Annotated in this window: 12 protein-coding genes; 4 read left to right on the top strand and 8 right to left on the bottom strand. The window is 69.4% G+C overall.

The window, feature by feature from the left end; translation table 11 throughout:
• Positions 1-52: 52 nt before the first annotated feature.
• Both ACYKG1_RS21455 and ACYKG1_RS21450 read right to left on the bottom strand, forming a co-directional pair.
• Positions 53-802, bottom strand: coding sequence for an MlaE family lipid ABC transporter permease subunit (locus ACYKG1_RS21455; RefSeq protein WP_100475128.1), 750 nt, complete (start codon positions 800-802; stop codon positions 53-55).
• Positions 802-1,590 (bottom strand): ABC transporter ATP-binding protein, encoded by a 789-nt coding sequence (locus ACYKG1_RS21450; RefSeq protein ID WP_478471378.1) that lies wholly within the window; start codon positions 1,588-1,590, stop codon positions 802-804. Before ACYKG1_RS21450 ends, ACYKG1_RS21455 begins: the two co-directional genes overlap by 1 nt.
• A 189-nt stretch (positions 1,591-1,779) precedes the next feature.
• Here ACYKG1_RS21450 and recC point away from each other — a divergent pair, with 189 nt between their 5' ends.
• The 3 genes from recC to recD are packed head-to-tail and all read left to right on the top strand — an operon-like array spanning position 1,780 to position 10,681.
• Positions 1,780-5,127 carry an exodeoxyribonuclease V subunit gamma gene (gene recC, locus ACYKG1_RS21445; protein WP_478471376.1) on the top strand — a complete coding sequence of 1,116 codons (3,348 nt, stop codon included), beginning with the start codon at positions 1,780-1,782 and terminating at the stop codon, positions 5,125-5,127.
• Complete coding sequence (gene recB, locus ACYKG1_RS21440; RefSeq protein ID WP_478471374.1) at positions 5,124-8,804, top strand: exodeoxyribonuclease V subunit beta; 3,681 nt, start codon at positions 5,124-5,126, stop codon at positions 8,802-8,804. Before recC ends, recB begins: the two co-directional genes overlap by 4 nt.
• Complete coding sequence (gene recD, locus ACYKG1_RS21435) at positions 8,801-10,681, top strand: exodeoxyribonuclease V subunit alpha (protein ID WP_478471373.1); 1,881 nt, start codon at positions 8,801-8,803, stop codon at positions 10,679-10,681. Before recB ends, recD begins: the two co-directional genes overlap by 4 nt.
• Before the next feature lie 106 nt (positions 10,682-10,787).
• Here recD and ACYKG1_RS21430 read toward each other — a convergent pair whose 3' ends face one another.
• From ACYKG1_RS21430 to ACYKG1_RS21405, 6 genes are all read right to left on the bottom strand, one after another.
• A complete protein-coding gene (locus ACYKG1_RS21430) occupies positions 10,788-11,186 on the bottom strand; it encodes a hypothetical protein (RefSeq protein WP_100475132.1) in 399 nt (132 codons plus the stop codon).
• Between the two features lie 94 nt (positions 11,187-11,280).
• Positions 11,281-13,320 (bottom strand): FUSC family protein, encoded by a 2,040-nt coding sequence (locus ACYKG1_RS21425; RefSeq protein ID WP_262084134.1) that lies wholly within the window; start codon positions 13,318-13,320, stop codon positions 11,281-11,283.
• Between the two features lie 3 nt (positions 13,321-13,323).
• Complete coding sequence (locus ACYKG1_RS21420; protein WP_478471370.1) at positions 13,324-14,784, bottom strand: efflux transporter outer membrane subunit; 1,461 nt, start codon at positions 14,782-14,784, stop codon at positions 13,324-13,326.
• The gene (locus tag ACYKG1_RS21415; RefSeq protein ID WP_162292092.1) at positions 14,781-15,698 is read right to left on the bottom strand and encodes an efflux RND transporter periplasmic adaptor subunit; all 918 of its coding nucleotides are present in this window, start codon (positions 15,696-15,698) and stop codon (positions 14,781-14,783) included. The genes ACYKG1_RS21420 and ACYKG1_RS21415 overlap by 4 nt, the downstream gene beginning before the upstream one ends.
• Positions 15,695-15,904 (bottom strand): DUF1656 domain-containing protein, encoded by a 210-nt coding sequence (locus tag ACYKG1_RS21410; RefSeq protein ID WP_010487502.1) that lies wholly within the window; start codon positions 15,902-15,904, stop codon positions 15,695-15,697. The genes ACYKG1_RS21415 and ACYKG1_RS21410 overlap by 4 nt, the downstream gene beginning before the upstream one ends.
• Positions 15,905-16,013: 109 nt before the next feature.
• On the bottom strand, positions 16,014-16,469 hold the full coding sequence (locus ACYKG1_RS21405) for a MarR family winged helix-turn-helix transcriptional regulator (RefSeq protein ID WP_087924082.1): 456 nt from the start codon (positions 16,467-16,469) through the stop codon (positions 16,014-16,016).
• 682 nt (positions 16,470-17,151) lie between these two features.
• Between ACYKG1_RS21405 and folE the strand changes: the two genes are divergently transcribed.
• Positions 17,152-17,763 carry a GTP cyclohydrolase I FolE gene (gene folE / locus ACYKG1_RS21400; protein WP_008267997.1) on the top strand — a complete coding sequence of 204 codons (612 nt, stop codon included), beginning with the start codon at positions 17,152-17,154 and terminating at the stop codon, positions 17,761-17,763.
• Positions 17,764-17,776: the final 13 nt, after the last annotated feature.

The raw sequence follows: 17,776 nt of genomic DNA, 5'->3' as shown, positions 1-17,776 counted from the left end.
ACCTGATCGAGTCGTGGTGGCCGCGCGCGCCTGCGCACCGCCGGTGGAGGGGTTAGGTGAACAACATTGCCGACAGCACGAAGTTGAACATCAGCACCAGCAGCGAGGCATTGACCACCGCACGGGTGGTCGCCACCGAGGTGCCCTCGATGGTCGGCTCGGCATGGAAACCAACGTAGGCGGCGACCAGCGCGGCAGTGCCGCCGAAGATCGCCGACTTCAGCATCGCCACGCCGAAGTCATCCCAGAAATCGACGCTGTTGCGCAGCGCCGACCAGAACACGCCATTGTCCAGGCCCAGCACGTGCACCGCTTCGAAGTAGCTGGCGCTGATCGCCAGCGAGCAGAAGATGCCGGTCAGCAGCGGCACGGTCAGCACCGCCGCCCAGAAGCGTGGCGCGACAGCCTTGGCCACCGGGTCGATCGCCATCAGTTCCAACGCCTTGATCTGGTCGGTGGCACGCATCAGGCCCAGTTCGGCGGCAATCGAACTGCCGGCGCGGCCGATGAACAGCAGCGCGGTCAGCACCGGCGCCAGCTCGCGGTACAGCGACAGGCCGAGCAGGGTCGACAGCGCGTCGGCCGCACCGAAGGTGGTCAGCGTGCGATAGCCCTGCAGGGTCAGCACCAGGCCGACGAAGGCACCACCGACGGCGATGATCGGCAGCGAGCGCGCGCCGATCTTGTAGATCTCGCGGGTCAGCTCGGCCAGGAAGTCACCGGTCGGCAGCGAACCACGCAGCACGGTCAGCGAGAACAGGCCGGCGCGGCCCAGCGAGCGGGTGGCTTGGACGAACGGCATCAGGCGACCCTCGCGCGCGGCGCGGCATCGAACGGAATGGGGCCATCGGGCTGGCCGTGCAGGAACTGCCGCAGCAGCGGGTCCTGGCTGGACTGCAGCGCCTCGGGCGTGCCCTGGAACACGATGCCGCCATTGGCAATGGCGATCACCTGGTCGCAGATCGGCAGGGTCTCGTGCACGTGGTGGCTGACGATGATGCTGGTCAGGCCCAGGCTGTGGTTGAGGCGCTGGATCAGGCTCATGATCACCCCCGAGGCGATCGGGTCCAGACCGGTCAGCGGCTCGTCGTAGATCATCAGCGGCGGGTCCAGCGCCAGCGCGCGGGCCAGCGCCACGCGGCGCGCCATGCCACCGGACAGCTCGCGCGGCCAGGCATCGGCCGCGGCCAGCAGGCCCACCGCATGCAGCTTCGTTTCCACCAGCCGGCGCAGCACGGCGGTCGGCAGGCGGGTATGCGTACGCAGCGGCAGCGCGACGTTTTCGGCCACAGTGAGGTCGGTCAGCAGGCCATTGCCCTGCAGCAGCACACCCACGCTCTTGCGCATCTCCAGCAGCGCGCCGCTGTCATGCGGAATCGGCTTGCCGAACAGGGTGACTTCGCCGGCGACCGGGCGCAGTTCGCCGGTCAGTGCCGCCAGCAGGGTCGACTTGCCGCTGCCGGATGGACCCAGCACCGCAGTGATGCTGCCCTTCGGCACCTGCAGCGACACGTCGCGCAGGATCGTGCGCCCGCTCCGGTCGATGCGGACGTTGGATAACTGCACCAGACTGGAGGTGGAAGCCGACATGGGCACCATTAACGTTTTTTAGACATCGAAGGATCGGGTCCGTCGGCTGAACATAAGCAGACTGGACGGTCCAGTATTGTGGCACGGCAAGACCCTTGCCAGGCCGGGACAATCGGCTGGCTGCCCGGAACAATCCGTACTGGCGATGGGCCGGCCATTGAATACTGCCTGCCGTGCTGCACACTGTGCATGATGAGTGACCCGGGCAGCGATTTCCGCCTCTACCATTCCAACTCCCTGGACGTGCTGGCCGCGCTGCTGGCGCGCAACATGCGTGCGCCGGTTCCGGGCCAGCCATTGCTGGCGCCGGAGGTTGTGCTGATCCCGCAGGTGGCGATGCGGCGTTGGCTGCAAGCGACACTCGCTGCCGAGTATGGCGTGGCCGCCAATCTTGAGTTCCTGACCCCGGGTGAGTTTGTCGCCCGTGCCCTCAACGCCAATGTTCCGGGGGAACGCGATGACCTGGACGCTGCGGGCCTGCACTGGAAGCTGTACCGGGCACTGCGCGACCCGGCGCTGCTGGCGCAGCCTCCGATGCGCGCGCTGCAGTCCTATCTTGCCGGCAGCGACGCGCTGAAGCCGTGGGCGCTGGCCGGTGAACTGGCCTCGGTGTTCGAGAAGTACCAGGCCTGGCGCCGTGACTGGCTGCTGCGATGGGCCGCCGGCGCCGATCCGGCCGACCCGCAGGCGATCCTGTGGCGCACGATCACCCATGGCTGCGACTACCGTGCGCGCCGCATCCAGGAATACCTGGACCGCTTCGAAGGTGCCGGCCAGCCGTTGCCACAGGGCCTGCCGCCGCGCATGTCCGCGTTCGCGACGCTCAACATCTCGCCCGACGTGCTGCGGGTGATGGCCACCCAGGCACGGGTGGGCGAGCTGCACTTCTATATGCCCACGCCGGTGCAGTCGTACTGGGGCGACCTGCAGACCCTGGCCGAGCGCCTGCGCAGCGGCGCGCCCGATCCCTTCGGTGAAGCGGCCGGTGAGAACCGCCTGCTCGAAGCCTGGGGTGCGGCCGGGCGCGACTTCATGGCGGTGCTGGGTAGTTACGAGGTGGTGCACCCGGCGGGCGAAATTGCAGCGTATTCGGATCCGGAAGACGACACCCGGCCGACGCTGGACGAAGGCGGCCTGTCCGACAGCCTGCTGCATCGCCTGCAGCGCGATCTGTTCCACCGCCGCGCGCTGCCTTCGGGGCAGCTGCGAGACGGCCTGCGCCGCGACGACCCGAGCCTGCAGGTGCATGCCTGCCATACCCGCCTGCGCGAGCTGCAGGTCCTGCACGACCAGCTGCGCAGCCTGCTGCAGGACCCACGCTTCGATCCGCCGTTGCAGGCGCGCGAGATCGCGGTGCTGGCGCCGGACATCGACCCCTACGTGCCGTACCTGGAAGCGGTGTTCGGCGGTCGCGGCGGCGAGGAGGAGCACATTCCCTATGCGCTGGCCGACAGCAGTCCGCTGGCGGGCGAGCCGCTGGCCGATGTGTTCGTGCACCTGCTGGGCCTGCCCGTTTCGCGCTTTGGCCTGAATGAAGTGCTGGACCTGCTGGCCAGCGCGCCGCTGGCCGAAGCGGCCGGGTTGGAGGCGGTGGACTTCGACCGCCTGCATGGCTGGCTGCAGCAGGCGGGTGCACGTTGGGGCCTGGATGCGAAGCACCGCAACCAGCACCAGGCACCGGCCGACGACGCCTACACCTGGCAGTTCGCGCTGGACCGCCTGGTGCTCGGTCACGCGACCGGCAGCGAGGCCGACCTGGCCGGTGTCGCACCGTGGATCGAGCTGGAGGGTGGCGCATTGGAGGCGCTGGACCGGCTGCTGCGCCTGTTGCGCGTGCTGGCGGTCTACCAGCGCCGCCTCGGCGAACTGCTGACGCCGGCGCAGTGGCGGCAACGCCTGCTGTCGCTGCTGGACGCGCTGCTGCCGACCGCGCCCAGTTCGCCCAACAGCCAGCGTGCGCTGGAGCGCCTGCGCAAGCTGCTCAACCAGTTCGCCGACGATGCCGCCAAGGCCGGTTTCGAAGACGGCGTGCCGCCGGAGGTCGTGCGCGCGCACTTCGCCGGCGCACTGGGCGAGGCCGATACGCGCGCGCCGCTGCTGACCGGTGGCATCAGCTTCGGCCGCATGGTGCCGATGCGCCTGCTGCCGTTCCGGGTGATCTGCGTGCTCGGTCTCAATGATGGCGATTTCCCGCGCCGTGATCCGGCTGCCGGTCTCAACCAGCTCACTGCCGAGCTGGACACGCCGCGCCGCCGACCGGGCGACCGCTCCACCCGCGAAGACGACCGCTTCCTGTTCCTGCAGCTGTTCGCCGCCGCGCAGGAGGTGTTCTACCTGAGCTATCTCGGTGCCGACCCGCGCGATGGCAGCGTGCGTGAGCCGTCGGTGCTGGTCAGTGAACTGATCGATGCCGCCGCTGCGTATCACCTTGATCCGACTGCGGCGGTCCGTGACTTCACCGTGCGCCACGCACTGCAGCCGTTCTCGCCGGCGGCGTTCGGTGATGGCGATCCACGCCGCTTCAGCTATCGCCGCCAGTGGCATCCGGCCGCCGGTCGCCTTATCGGCGAGCGTGGCGGCCTGCAGCCCTGGTTCGACGCACCGTTGCCGCCGCCGCTCGACGATGCGGTGGAAGACGAGGTCGCACTCGATACCCTGCGCCGCTTCCTGTGCGACCCCGCCGGGCAGTTCCTGGCGCAGTCGCTGGGCCTGCGCCTGGCCGACGATGTCGAGGAGGTCGATGACCTGGAGCCGCTGGTGCTCTCTTCGCGCGGCCCGGAAAAGCGCAGCGTGCAGGCGGCGGTGGTGCGCGCCACGCTCAGTGGCGATACCGAGTCGTTGTATCCGCGGCTGCGCGCGCGCGGGCTGCTGCCGTCGGGCCCTCTGGGCGAACGCCAGTTCGAGGTGGAGCAAGTGAAGACCCGCCCGTATGCCAGCGCATTGCTGGGCTGGATGCAGGGCGAACCGCTGGAAAGCCGCCGCTATGAAGTGGAGATCGATGGCGTGCGCCTGCACGGCCGCGTGGCTGATCGTCATCCCGAAGGCCTCGTGCGCCTGCGCGCTGGCACCCTCAATGGCAATGCGGTGATCCGCCAGGGCCTGGACTGGCTGCTGGCCAACGCTGCCGGCGATGCGTTGCCGCTGGTGCAGTTCCACGATGGCGGCGATGCCGGTCCCGGCCCGCATGTGCTGCCGGCACTGAGCGTTCCCGCTGCACGCGCCGCGCTGCGCGCACTGCTGCAGCTGCGCCAACGCGGCCTGCGTGAGCCGCTGCGCTTTGCCCCGTATACCGGCTGGGTGCTGTACAACGCGCCGGCGGAAAAACAGCGCAGCGAAGGCTGGAAGCAGTGGCACGGCAGCGATCGCAGCTGGGGGGAATCCAGCAGCGACGCCTGGCAGCTGGTGCTGCGCGGTGCCGACCCGTTCGCCACCGACGCCGGCTATGCCGACCTGCTACGCAACAGCCAGGTGGTCTTCAGCGCGGTGCGCGAAGGCCGCACGCTGGGTGCCGACGCCGGCCTGGAGGGCAGCGCATGAGCACCGCCTTCGCGGATGAGGAAACCCAGCGCATGGCGGGCGATCCCTACCTGGCCCTGGCGCTGGATGGCATCCGGCTGATCGAGGCCAGCGCCGGTACCGGCAAGACCTTCACCCTGGCCACGCTGTTCACCCGCCTGGTGGTGGAGCAGGGCCTGCGCATCGGCCAGATCCTGGCGGTGACCTTCACCGATGCCGCCACCCAGGAACTGCGCAAGCGCATCCGCGAGCGCCTGGCGCTGGCCGCACGCCTGGTTGATCTGGAACCGGCCGAGGGTGAAGCACCGGACGTGCAATTGACCCGCGACGTGCTGCAGCGCCATCTGCACGGCGGCACCGAGAGCGCCGCCGCCTTGAAACGCCGCCTGCAGGTGGCGGCCGACGAGATCGACCTGGCTTCGATCTTCACCATCCACGGTTTCTGTACCCGCGTGCTGCGCGAGCATGCGCTGGAGAGCGGCCATACCTTCGACCCGCCGGAGCTGCTGGCCAGCGACCGTGAGCTGCTGGAGGAGCTGGCAGCCGATCTCTGGCGGGTGCACGCCAACGACGCAGCCACGCTGGAACCGCTGACCTGGCTGTGGCCCAACCCGGATGCGCTGGCCGCCGATCTGCGTGCGCTGCTGGCTGCGCCACCACTGCACCCGTTGCCACAGCCAGTGACGCTGGCCGATCCACACCCGGCATTGCAGGCCACCGCCGCCGAGCTGCAGGAGGCGCTGCGCGAGCACGGCGAGCAGTTCTTCATCGACCTCTGCGATGCCGTCGACAACAAGTGGATCAACGGGGTGTCCTACAAGCTGGGCTGGCTGCACCCGCTGGGCCGGCAGCTGCTGGGCTGGGCCGAGCGCGCCGATCCGCGCGAGTTGCTGGCCAGCGAGCGCCTGCCGGCACTGCTGCCGGAGGTGCTGGCCGACAAGACCAACAAGAAATTTGCCGATCGCACGCCGTCGTCGCCGTTGCAGGCGCCGCTGGCGCGCTATGTCGCGTTGCTCGCCGAACGTGATGCCTGGTTGCGCGGCACCGCACTGAACTTCCTGCACCGCCTGCGCGACGAAGCCACGCAGCGCCTGCAGGCACTGAAGCGCACGCGCCGGGTGCAGACCTACGACGACCTGATCGATGGCGTGGCACTGGCCCTGGAAGGCCCGCAGCGGCTGGCACTGGTGAAGCAGCTGCGCGCGCAGTACCGCATCGCGCTGGTCGACGAGTTCCAGGATACCGACGACCGCCAGTGGGGCATCTTCCACAGCGTGTTCGGCGATTCGCCGGAGGTACGCGAACTCGGCCTGGTACCGGCGCTGTTCCTGATCGGCGATCCCAAGCAGGCGATCTATGGGTTCCGTGGCGGCGACATCCACACCTACCTGAAGGCCAAGCAGCTGGCGCAGCAGGCGCCGGTGCTGGACCAGAACTTCCGCTCGCGACCGGCTGTGCTGCGTGCATTGCAGGCGCTGTACGACAACGGTGGCGAAGACGCCTTCCTCGAGCGTGACATCCAGTTCGAGCCGGTGCGTCCCGGTGGCGTGCGCACCGATGAGGACTACCAGCGCGATGGCCATGCCGCCGCGGCACTCACCCTGCGCGTGCTGCGTAGCGGGGGTGACAAGGCGATGAGCGCCGACGCCTCGCGCGAAGCCGCTACCCAGGCCAGCGTGGCCGCGATCCACCAGACCCTGGTCGATGCGAGGGCCGGCAAGGCCGTGCTGCGTGGGCGCCCCGTGCAGCCGGGTGATATCGCGGTACTGGTGCGCTCGCATCGCGAGGCCACCCAGGTACAGCGCGCGCTGGCTGCGGTCGGCATTCCCGCGGTGGCAGCCGGCAGGCAGAGCCTGTTCGCGACCAGCGAGGCGCGTGATCTGCGCGCGCTGCTGCTGGCACTGCTGCAGCCGGCTGACGAAGGCCGCCTGCGTGCAGCGCTGGCCACGGTATTGCTCGGTCAACGTGCCAGTGCGATCGCCGCGATGGAACGCGAGGGCGACCTGCAACGCGGGTTCCAGGCACAGCTGCTGCATTGGCGCGAGCGCTGGCAGCGCGGCGGGCCGTTCGCGGTGATCGCCGATGTCTGCGCCGCACAGGGCGAGCGCCTGCTGGCGCTGATCGACGGCGAGCGCCGCCTGACCAACTACCTGCAGCTGGGCGAACTGCTGCAGGAAGCCTCGGCGCAGGCGCTGGGCATGCACGGCCTGCTGGACTGGCTGCAGGGGCAGATGGCCAACGCCGACCAGGATGATGAGCAGCAGCTGCTGCGCCTGGAATCGGATGCACGCCGCGTGCAGATCATCACGCTGCACAAGAGCAAGGGCCTGGAGTACCCGCTGGTGTTCCTGCCGTTCGTCGGCATCGACGGCGGCGCACCGAACACGGCCTCGCACTGCACCGTGCACGTCGGTGGCCAGCGCCAGCTGCACTGGAAGCTGGGCAAGGACGATGCGTGGGCTGCGGCAAGTACCCAGCGCGAGCGCGAGCAGCGCGCCGAGGATGCGCGCCTGCTGTATGTCGGCCTGACCCGCGCCGAGCATGCGCTGTGGATCGCGGTGGGTGACCTGGCCGGGCTCGGCGAGACGCGCCTGGCGCCGCTGCTGGGTGACCTGCAGGCGCTGCGCGCGCACGCCGATGTGCACATCGATGACAGCGAGGCTCCGGTCGCGCTGCCGCAGCTGGCGGCCGAGGTGGAAGGGGATCTTCCGGCAGTGCGTGCCCTGACCCGGCGCGTACCGCACGATTGGTGGGTATACAGCTTCACCCAGCTGGCGCATGCCGATGCGGGCGCCGGCAGTGATATCGAGGCCGCCGCCACCGAGCTGCCGGCGCCCGCCGCCGACGAACCCGCGGGCCCGGAACTGCCGCTGGAGCCGGCGCTGCCGGAACCCGCTGCGCCGGCCGAGGAGAGCACACCGGTCGACCCGCGCTTCATGGGTAGTCGCTTCGGCAACGTGCTGCACGAAGCGATGGAGAACGTCGATTTCGCTGCCTGGAGTGACTGGAAGCCGGGTCTGGAAGCCCCTGAGGGCCAAGCCGAGGTGCTGCGCAAGGCGTTGCACGACGAAGGCTATGCCGATGCCGATCTGGACGATGGCGTGGCGGTGCTGGTGCCGCTGGTCGGCCACACGCTCACCGTGCCGCTGCCCGAAGGCGGTGCGCTGCACAGCCTGGGTGAAGGCGAGCGCCGCGCGGAAATCGACTTCCACTTCGCCATCGAACCAACCACGGTACCGGCGCTGCTGCAGGTGCTGCATGCACATGGGGTTTCCAGCACGCGCCGCGGCTTCGGCCAGCGCCGCCGCCTGGAAGGGCTGATGACCGGCATGATCGACCTGACCTACGTGCGCGACGGGCGCTGGTACGTGCTCGACTACAAATCCAACCGCCTGCCCGGCTACAGCCCGGACCTGCTGGCCATTGCCATGCGTCACAGCGAGTACGACCTGCAGGCGCTGATCTATACCGTGGCCCTGCATCGCTGGCTGCGTTTCCGCCTGGGCGCGGCCTACGACTATGAACGCGACATGGGCGGCATCCGCTACCTGTTCTGCCGCGGCCTGGACGCTGCCGGCAACGGCGTGCATGTGGACCGCTTCCCGCTGGCGCTGGTGGATGCACTCGACGCATTGTTCGCCGGTGGAGAGCAGGCCCAGGCCGAACTGGCTGCGCGTGCCCGTGGAGCCAGCGCATGAGCCTGCTGAAAGAACTGCACCAGAAGGGCCTGCTGCGCACCCTCGACCATGCATTGGCAACCAGCCTGCAGCGGCTGCGCGACGACACGCCCGAGAGTGTGGCACTGGCGGCTGCGCTCGCTTCGCTGGCGGTGTCGCAGGGCCACGCCGGGTTTGATCCGGCACAACCGCAGCGGTTGCTGGAAGGCGTGTCTGAGTGGCCTGCCGCGCAGGACTGGCTGGCACAGCTGCGCGCATCGCCGTGGGTGGCGACGCCGGAGCAGGCCGATGCCATCGCCGACGATGCGCCGCTGGTGCTGGAGAACGGCCTGCTCTACCTGCGCCGCTATCGGGAGTACGAGCGCCAGCTGGCGGCTGGGCTGCAGCGCATCGGCCGGCATCCGCTGCCGGCGCCGGACATGGCAGCGTTGGCGCCGTTGTTCGCGCAGCTGTTCCCGCAGGCACTGGGCGGCGAAGATCACCAGGCACGCGCCGCCGGCGTGACCCTGCGCCATCCGCTGGCACTGGTCACCGGCGGCCCCGGCACCGGCAAGACCACCACCATCGCGCGCCTGTTGCTGCTGCTGGCCGCGCAGGCCCGGCACGCCGGCCAGCCGCTGCCCGAAGTGGCGCTGGCCGCGCCTACCGGTCGCGCCGCCGAACGCATGGCCGAGAGCCTGCGCGTGGCCGTGCAGCGCCTGCAGGAACAAGGACTGGATCCGGCGCTGTGCACGGCACTGCCCAGTACCGGCACCACCCTGCATCGCCTGCTCGGCGTTATTCCCGATTCACCGCGCTTCCGCCACCACGCCGACAATCCGCTGCCGGTGGACGTGGTGGTGGTCGACGAAGCCTCGATGATCGATCTGCCGCTGATGGCCAAGCTGGTCGATGCGATCGCCAGCGGCACCCGGCTGATCCTGCTCGGCGATCCCGATCAGCTGCCGTCGGTCGAGGCCGGCGACGTGCTCAGCGCGATCCTGCGTGCCAGTGGCGATGGCATCGGCACCCGCGCCGACGATGCGCAGGCGCTGCACGGCCTGCTGGCGCCGTGCACCTTGCTGCCGCAGGCCGCGCCACGCGCCTTCGCCGGGCGCCGCGTGCAGCTGCAGCGCGGCTACCGGCAGAGCGATGCGCTGGACCTGGCCCCCTTGGCGCATGCCGTGCGCGAGGGCGACAGCAGCACCGTGCTGCAGCTGCTGCGCAGTGGTGACCTGGCCGGCGTGCGTTTCCACGAAGGCGAAGCCGATCCGCTGCGTAGCCAGCGCGAGCACCTGCTGGGCCACTGGCGCGCACTGGCCGACGCCGTCGATCCGGTACGGGCCCTGCAGCAGGCCGGACGCCTGCGCGTGCTGACCGCCCTGCGCGAAGGCCCGCAGGGCGCGCGCGGGCTCAACAGCCGCATCGAACAGCTGCTGGCCGGCAACACCCCCGGCTACTTCCAGGGCCGCCTGCTGCTGGTCACCGAGAACAGCTACCGGCACCGCCTGTTCAATGGCGACATCGGCATCTGCCTGCGTGATGGCAGCGGCGCGATGGTGGCCTGGTTCCCAGGCGACAACGTCGACCAGCCGCGCGCGTTCCATCCGGCCGCACTGCCTGCGCACGAAAGTGCCTTCGCGATGACCGTGCACAAGGCACAGGGATCGGAATTCGACGAGGTGTGGTTGCAGTTGCCACGCCAGGACAGCCGCGTGCTGTCGCGCGAACTGGTCTACACCGGCATGACCCGCGCTCGCCAGGTCCTGCACGTGGCGGGCGGCACTGACGTGCTGCAGGCCGCCCTGAAGCGCCACGCCAGCCGCGTCGGTGGCCTGGCCTGGCGGTTGGGCGCGGAAGCGGCGGCCGAAGCACCGACGCGCATCGAACAGCCTACGGTGCAGGGCTCGCTGTTCTGACACGGGGTCGGATCCCGTTCCCAACGGGAACGGGCTCTGACCCCCGTCGCCGAGGCACGCATGCTCCGGGTCAGAGCCCTCCCTTCCGGAAGGGTCCGACCCTGCGTCATTCAGCGATCAATACCAGCCCATCGGGGAATACGATCGCGGCTTCATCGGCGCTCACGTCGAAGAAGCCCACGCCGTGCTTTTCGGCCAGGTCCTGCACGCGGCCGTGCGCACGCTCGGCCACCGAGTACGCGAACGCACCGTAGATCACCTGACTACCGATGCTGTATTCGGTCACCTCGGCACGTTCGTCGTCGTCGTTGCTCAATGGGCCGTTCAACGGCGGGAATTCCTGCGCCATCTCCGCGAACCACGCCTGCAGTGCCGGACTGCTGACTGCCGGGTCGTCGTACTCGTGGCGCTCGTTCCACTGGGTCTGCTTCTCGAACCAGGCGATGAAGGCCGCCGCCTCGCGCGGGGCCACACCGGCCTCGAACACCATCATGTCGTAACTCATTGAACCGTCCTGTTGCAGCGCCAGGGTCGGATCCCTCTCCGCAGGAGAGGGCTCTGACCCCTGCGCGGAGTCTGTGGACGCACAGGGTATCGCGCTACGGCTGTGCGGCCGCACTCATCGCCCACCCTGGCGCCAATGCCTTTGCTTCGGGGAACAGCGCGAAGCGCAGGCCGATCAGGCCCATCAGTGCTTCATCGCGGGCCTTGCAGGCGGCCACGCTGCCGACCCGGCCCAGCGAGGTATCCAGGCGCTCGCGCAGCGCCTCGGCCGCCACGATCGGCTTGCGCGCGGCGATCTGCCGGCGGTAATGCCCGGCGATCTCCTCAAGAATGTGCTCGACCGCTTCACGGCTGCGCTCGGGCAGTTCCAGCCGGGCGCGACGCAGCTGCAGGATGTTCAGTCCAATGCGCGCCTCGTTGAGCATGTCCACCGACGCGATGTCGCTGCCCTCCGGCGTCGCTGCCAGGCGCGGTGCGAGCAGGCCCAGCAGGTCGAGCATGCGCGCGGCGAAGCGCTGGCGGTCCTGTTGGCCACGTCCTTCGGCGGCCTCGGCCAGCGTGGTCCAGCCCTGCCGCACCAGGCGGCGTGCGGTCCACTCGGCACCGACCGAACGGAACAGGCGGGTCATCACCACCGCAAAGCCAATGCCGATGAACATTGCGATCGACGAATTGAGGAAGGTCTGGATGTTGGCGCTGTAGGTGTTCTGCAGGCTCAGCAGCGCCGCCAGATTCACCGTCAGCGGCAGTGCGAACAGCGCGCTCTTCGGATGGTGCAGCATCAGCCCCAGCGGCAGGAACGCCACCGCCAGCACCAGTGCCAGCAGGCCGAAATCGTGCACGGCCGGGAACACACCGAACAGGTACACGCCGGCCACCACCGAGGCGACCATCGCCCACACCAGGAACGACACCATGCTCGGTGCCGGGTCATCCTGTGCGGCGAAGAATGCGGCAGTCACCGCAGCCATCATCGCGCCGTTGCCACCACCTTCCCAGCCCAGCGCGATCCACAGCACGCAGTAGCTCATCAGCGCCACGCCGGCACTGAGCGCGGAGAACAGCGCCATGCCGTAGTCGACGTGCTTGTCGGCGGCCGCGCGTTCGGTGCGGATGCGGTAGTGCGCGCGGTCCAGCGGCGCGGTGCCGTGGTCGATTGCGTGCTGCAGGGTGCGGCAGTCCTGCCACAGGTCCACCAGTTCCTCCAGGCGCAGCAGCAGGCTGGCCAGCTGCAGGTGCTGCAGGTCGCGGTCCACCTGCGGCTTCAGTGCGCTGATGCGCGCGCGCAGGCGGGCGTACTCGCTGGCGTTGGTCGGCCCGTCCAGCCAGTCATGGATATCGTCGACCAGTGCCGGCAGTCCTTCCGGCAGAGCCTGGCCATCGCCGCGCAGCGCACTCAGGCGGTCGGCAATCGACGACAGCACCGGCAACAGCAGCAGCATGCGCTCGCGCAGGCGCTCCATCGACACCGCCGAACCGGCGTGGCGTGGATCATCGCGGCGCAGGAACTCGATCAGCGCCTCGAACTGCACCAGATCGGCGGCCAGCCGGTTGCGTGGCGCATGCGCGCGGCCACGTTCAAGGATCTGCCGGCACCACTGTGCGGCGTCCTCCATCCAGTTGCCGATGCGCGCGCGCAGCATCGGGCGTACCGAGGCCGGGAACAGCAGCGAGGCGAACAGCACCGCCACCACCGTGCCGAGGATGATCTCCTCGCTGCGCGCCACCACCGTGTCGAAGATGGTTTCCGGCGAGGTCACCGCCGGGAAGCCGATGAAGGCGGTGGTATAGCCGGCCAGCAGGAACGCGTAGCCACGCGGTCCGCGGTTGAGCAGGGCCATGAACAGGCAGCCGGCCAGCCAGATCGACATGGCCGCGCTCAGTACCAGCGGCGTCTCCACCAGCGCCGGCAGCACCAGCAGGGTGGCCAGGCCGGCCACCAGGGTGCCGACGATGCGGTACACACCCTTGGCGCGGGTCGGGCCCAGCAGCGGCTGGCTGACGATGTACACCGTGCCCATCGCCCAGTACGGGCGCGACAGGTTGCCGGCCATGGCGATGTACAGCGCGGCCACCGCGGCCAGGTAGGTCTTGATCGAGAACAGCCAGGCCTGGCGGTCGGTGAGCGCGTTCATGGCTTACTTCGCTGCGGTCGAGGCGTTGGGCGCGGCGGCGCTGGCCTGCCAGCCACCACCCAGCACCAGGAACAGGTGGATCTGGTCGCGCGAGACCTGCGCTTCGGCGGCGGCCAGGGTGGCATCGCTGCTGGCCAGGCTGCGGTCGGCATCCAGGCTGGACAGGTACGGCGTGCGGCCGCCCTGGTACAGCCGGCGGTTCTGCTCGGCGGCCAGCGCGGCCTGTTCCTGCGCAGTGCGCAGCGACTGCAGCCGGCGCAGGTCCTGCGCGTAGCGGTCCAGCGCGGTCTGGGTCTCACGCAGCGCCTGCAGCACGGTGTGGTCGAACTCGGCCAGGGCCGCATCGGCACCGGCTTCGGCGGCGTGTATGCGCGCATGCGTGCCCGACGACGGCAGCGTCCACGAGATCAGCGGGCCGATCGACCACTGTTGGGTCATCGGCGTGCCGAAGTCTTCGAGCAGGCCGGCGGCACCGAGCGAGGCACCCAGCCGGATGTCCGGGTACAGCTCGGCGGTGGCGACACCAATCCGCGCCGTGGCCGAGGCCAGCTTGCGCTCGGCCTGGCGCACGTCCGGGCGGCGCTGCAGCAGTGCGCGGCCATCACCGACCGGCAGCGGCTGCGCCAGGTTGGGCGCAGCTGCACAGTCGATCACCCCGGCCGGCAGCTGGCCCGGGGTTTGCCCGAGCAGGGCGGCCAGCGAATAGGCGGCCGCCGAACGCTGCGCGCGCAGCGGCGGCAGTGCGGCTTCCAGCAGCGCTACCTGGGCATTGGCGCGGGCCAGCTCCGGCGGGGTGCCACGGCCAGCCGCGATCAGACGCTGGGTGACCGTGCGGCTGCGCTGCTGCAACTGCAGGGAATGCTCGGCCACGTGCAGCTCGTGGTTGGCGTGGCAGATTTCCAGGTAGCTGTCGGCCACCTGCGCGACCACGCTGACCTGGGCCAGGTCACGTGCAGCGGCAACCGACTGCTCGTCGGCACGCGCCGCTTCGGCGCCGCGCTTGAGCTTGCCGAACAGGTCGAACTGGTAGCTGACCGCGAACTTGCCATCGGCCAGGTTGATCACCGGCAGCTCGTGCTCCTGCAGGAACGATTCGGCCGACAGCTGCGCGCGGCTGACGCCGGCCTCGGCCTCGTACTCGAAGCCACCGGCGTCCAGCGCCTGCTCGTACACCGCCGCCGCACGACGCAGGTGTGCATCGGCGGCCTTCAGTTCCACGTTGTCACGCAACGCCTGGGTGATCAGGCCGTCCAGCACCGGGTCGTTGTACAGCGACCACCAGCGGTCGGGCAGCGCCTGGTTGGCGGCCACCTGCGGGTTCTGCGTATCGATGAAGGCCGCATTGGCCTGCGGGCGCTTGAACGCCGAGCCTTCCGGCAAGGCGTAGTCCGGGCCGACGGTCCTGCACGCGGCCAGGCTGGCCAGCGCGACGATCAGGCCGAGACGGGGCAGGGCGGCGTTCACAGGCCCGCCTGTGTCGGCGCGGTGCCGGCCTTGTCGTTGTGCGGGTGCTGGGCGGTGTCCACGGTCACCGTGGCGGTGCGCCCGGCGATCAGCTCGACGCCCTTGGGCACCTCGTCGATGGCGATGCGCACCGGGATGCGCTGCGCCAGCCGCACCCAGTCGAAGGCCGGGGTCACGTTCGGCAGCAGGGTGCTGCCATTGCTGCGGTAGCGGTCCTCGATACCGGCGGCGATGCTCTCGACATGGCCGCGCAGCGGGGTCGATTCGCCCATCAGGCGGATGTCCACGCGCTGCCCCGGCGCCACGCCGCGCAGGCGGGTTTCCTCGAAGTAGCCATCAATGCGGAACGAGCCGGTATCCAGCAGCGCCAGCACCGGCTTGCCGGCCACCACGTAGTCGCCCACCCGCATGGTGCGGTCATTGACCCGGCCATCGGCCGGTGCGCGCACCTCGGTGCGGCCCAGGTTGAGCTCGGCCAGGTCGACCGCGGCCTGTGCGGTGGCCAGCGCAGCCTGTGCGGCCTGCAGCTTGGCGCGGCGCACTTCGGCGTCCTCGGCGGCAACCAGGTCCTGCAGGCTGCGGTCACGGCCGATCTCGCGGCGCAGCTGCGCCACCGAGGCCTGGCGCTCGCCCAGGCTGGCGCGGGCCTGCTCCAGCGCAATGCGGTAGCGGGCGCGGTCGACCACGAACAGCAGGTCGCCCTTCTTCACCGCCTGGTTGTCGGCCACGCTCACCGTTTCCACCAGCCCGGACACGTCCGGCGCCACCTGCACCACGTCGGCGCCGACATGAGCATCGCGGGTCCACGGCTCATCCATGTAATAGACCCATAGCTGGCGCAGTACCAGCAGGGCGACGATCACGGCTGCGCTGGTGAGCAGCACCGGCAGGGTCTTCTTCACGATCTTGTTCACGATTGCATCCAACGCAGGAGGTGGAACAGCAGGCCCAGCACGATTCCGTACAGCGCCAGGTTGAACAGCGCCGGGTGCCATACATGGCGATAGGCGCCGGCACGCTGCAGCAGCGCGTGCAGGCCGCTGTTGACCAGGTAGGCCAGCAGCATCAACCCGAGCAGGGTCGGGACGAACACTCCGTGGAGACTGAATTCACCGGGCATCGGTAGGGGCGGGGGCGATGTGGGGGGAGGGGAGGAACAACAAAACAACAGCAACGGGCAAAAGCCGCTGGCGTGTGCACGGCAGCGGCGGTATTCGGGGGCAGCGGTCTTACGTGATGCGGTCGGCAGCCTCGGCCAGCAGGCGCCATGCCTTCAGCACGGCGTGCAGTTCATCCATGGAAAGCTCGCCGAACACATCCTGGCGCAGGCCGATCAACTGGTCTTCCAGCTCGCTGACCAGCGCGTGTCCCGCGTCGGTCAGCCACAGCAGGTTGGCGCGGCGGTCGCTGGCGTCGCTCTCGCGGCGGACCAGGCCGCTGGCGCACAGCTTGTCCAGCAGGCGCACCAGCGAAGGCCCCTCCATGCCCAGTTGCTGGGCCAGCGCGACCTGGCGGATGCCACCACCGGAGCGGCCGATCATCAGCAGCGGCATGGTGCAGGCGGTGGAGATGCCGTAGCTGCCGAGCCGGCTGTCGGCCAGGCGCTGCCACTGCCGCCCTGCGTACAGCAGGCCGGAGCTGAGCTGCATCTGCAGCACGGTGCGCTCGTCGAGGGGTCGGTCCATAAGAGATAGATAGGATACTACTAATTTCATTCCTATCAATGGTTTTTCTGAATGGGTAGGATGTATGAGGAAAGCGTTGCGCCTGCCTGGTGTCGGGTGGGGCAGCGGGGGCCGGACGGTGCAGGACACGCCGTGAACCCATCCTTGGGGGCTCGGCCGCGGCTTGCTCGTGTGCGCGTCCTGCGCACACGGCAAGACCGTTGGGCGTCCTGCCCAACCCGCCCGAGGCATGCCTCGGGCCCATGCCGCGGACGGTCCTGCCGCCCGGCTCCCGCTGCCCTCCCATCACCCCGCGAGCGCGGTGGGTTGGCTCTTGGAAGCAAGAGCAGAAGCAGTGCGGACCAACGGTCCGCACCCACCAAAGCAGAAGACAGCACAGCAGTGGCGCGCTGCTTCCGAAGTCATGAACCCCCGCTTTTGCCCCCGCTTTCGGGCGGTCCGGCCGCGCCCGCGGGAAACCGTCAGGGAGGGGGAGAGGGGGCTGCGCAGGACCGTTGGCGCCATGGATGGCGCCATCGAGCCCCCAGGGATGGGTTCACGGCGTGTCCTGCGCAGCCCCCTCTCCCCCTCCAAACCGATAGCAACGAGGCGCCGCAAGAACCCCCCGATGAACCGTCCCAACAGGACGACCCACCCCCCGGTCGGGTACGATGCTCGCCCCCCGTTCGGGACGCTGTACGCAATGAGCAAGAACAACGAAAAGGCCGCCCCGCAGGGCGACGTGACCCAGGACCAGGCCGAGGATGCCGTGCGCATCCTGCTGCGCTGGGCCGGTGAGGACCCGTCCCGCGAAGGCCTGCTGGATACCCCCCGCCGTGTCGCCGAAGCCTATGGCGACTGGTTCAGCGGTTACCGCGACGACCCGCGCGCCTACATGGAGCGGACCTTCGAGGAAGTGGCCGGCTACGACGAACTGATCGTCCTGCGCGACATCGAGTACGAAAGCCACTGCGAACACCACATGGCGCCGATCATCGGCCGCGTGCACGTCGGCTACCTGCCGGCCGGCAAGGTGGTGGGCATCAGCAAGCTGGCCCGCGTCGTCGAAGCCTACGCCCGCCGTTTCCAGGTGCAGGAGAAGATGACCGCGCAGATCGCCCAGTGCATCCAGGATGTGCTGCAGCCGATCGGTGTCGGCGTGGTCGTCGAAGGCGCCCACGAATGCATGACCACCCGCGGCATCCACAAGCGCGGCGTCAGCATGGTCACCTCGAAGATGCTGGGCAGCTTCCGCGACGACGCGCGTACCCGCGCCGAGTTCCTGCGCTTCATCGAAGTGGGCGGCAAGCGCTGAGCCGCCTGCCCGC

The sequence above is a fragment of the Stenotrophomonas sp. 85239_Sma genome (assembly GCF_056481725.1).
The sequence above is the reverse complement of the archived record's forward strand: the minus strand, read 5'-3'. Positions and strand labels throughout refer to the sequence as shown.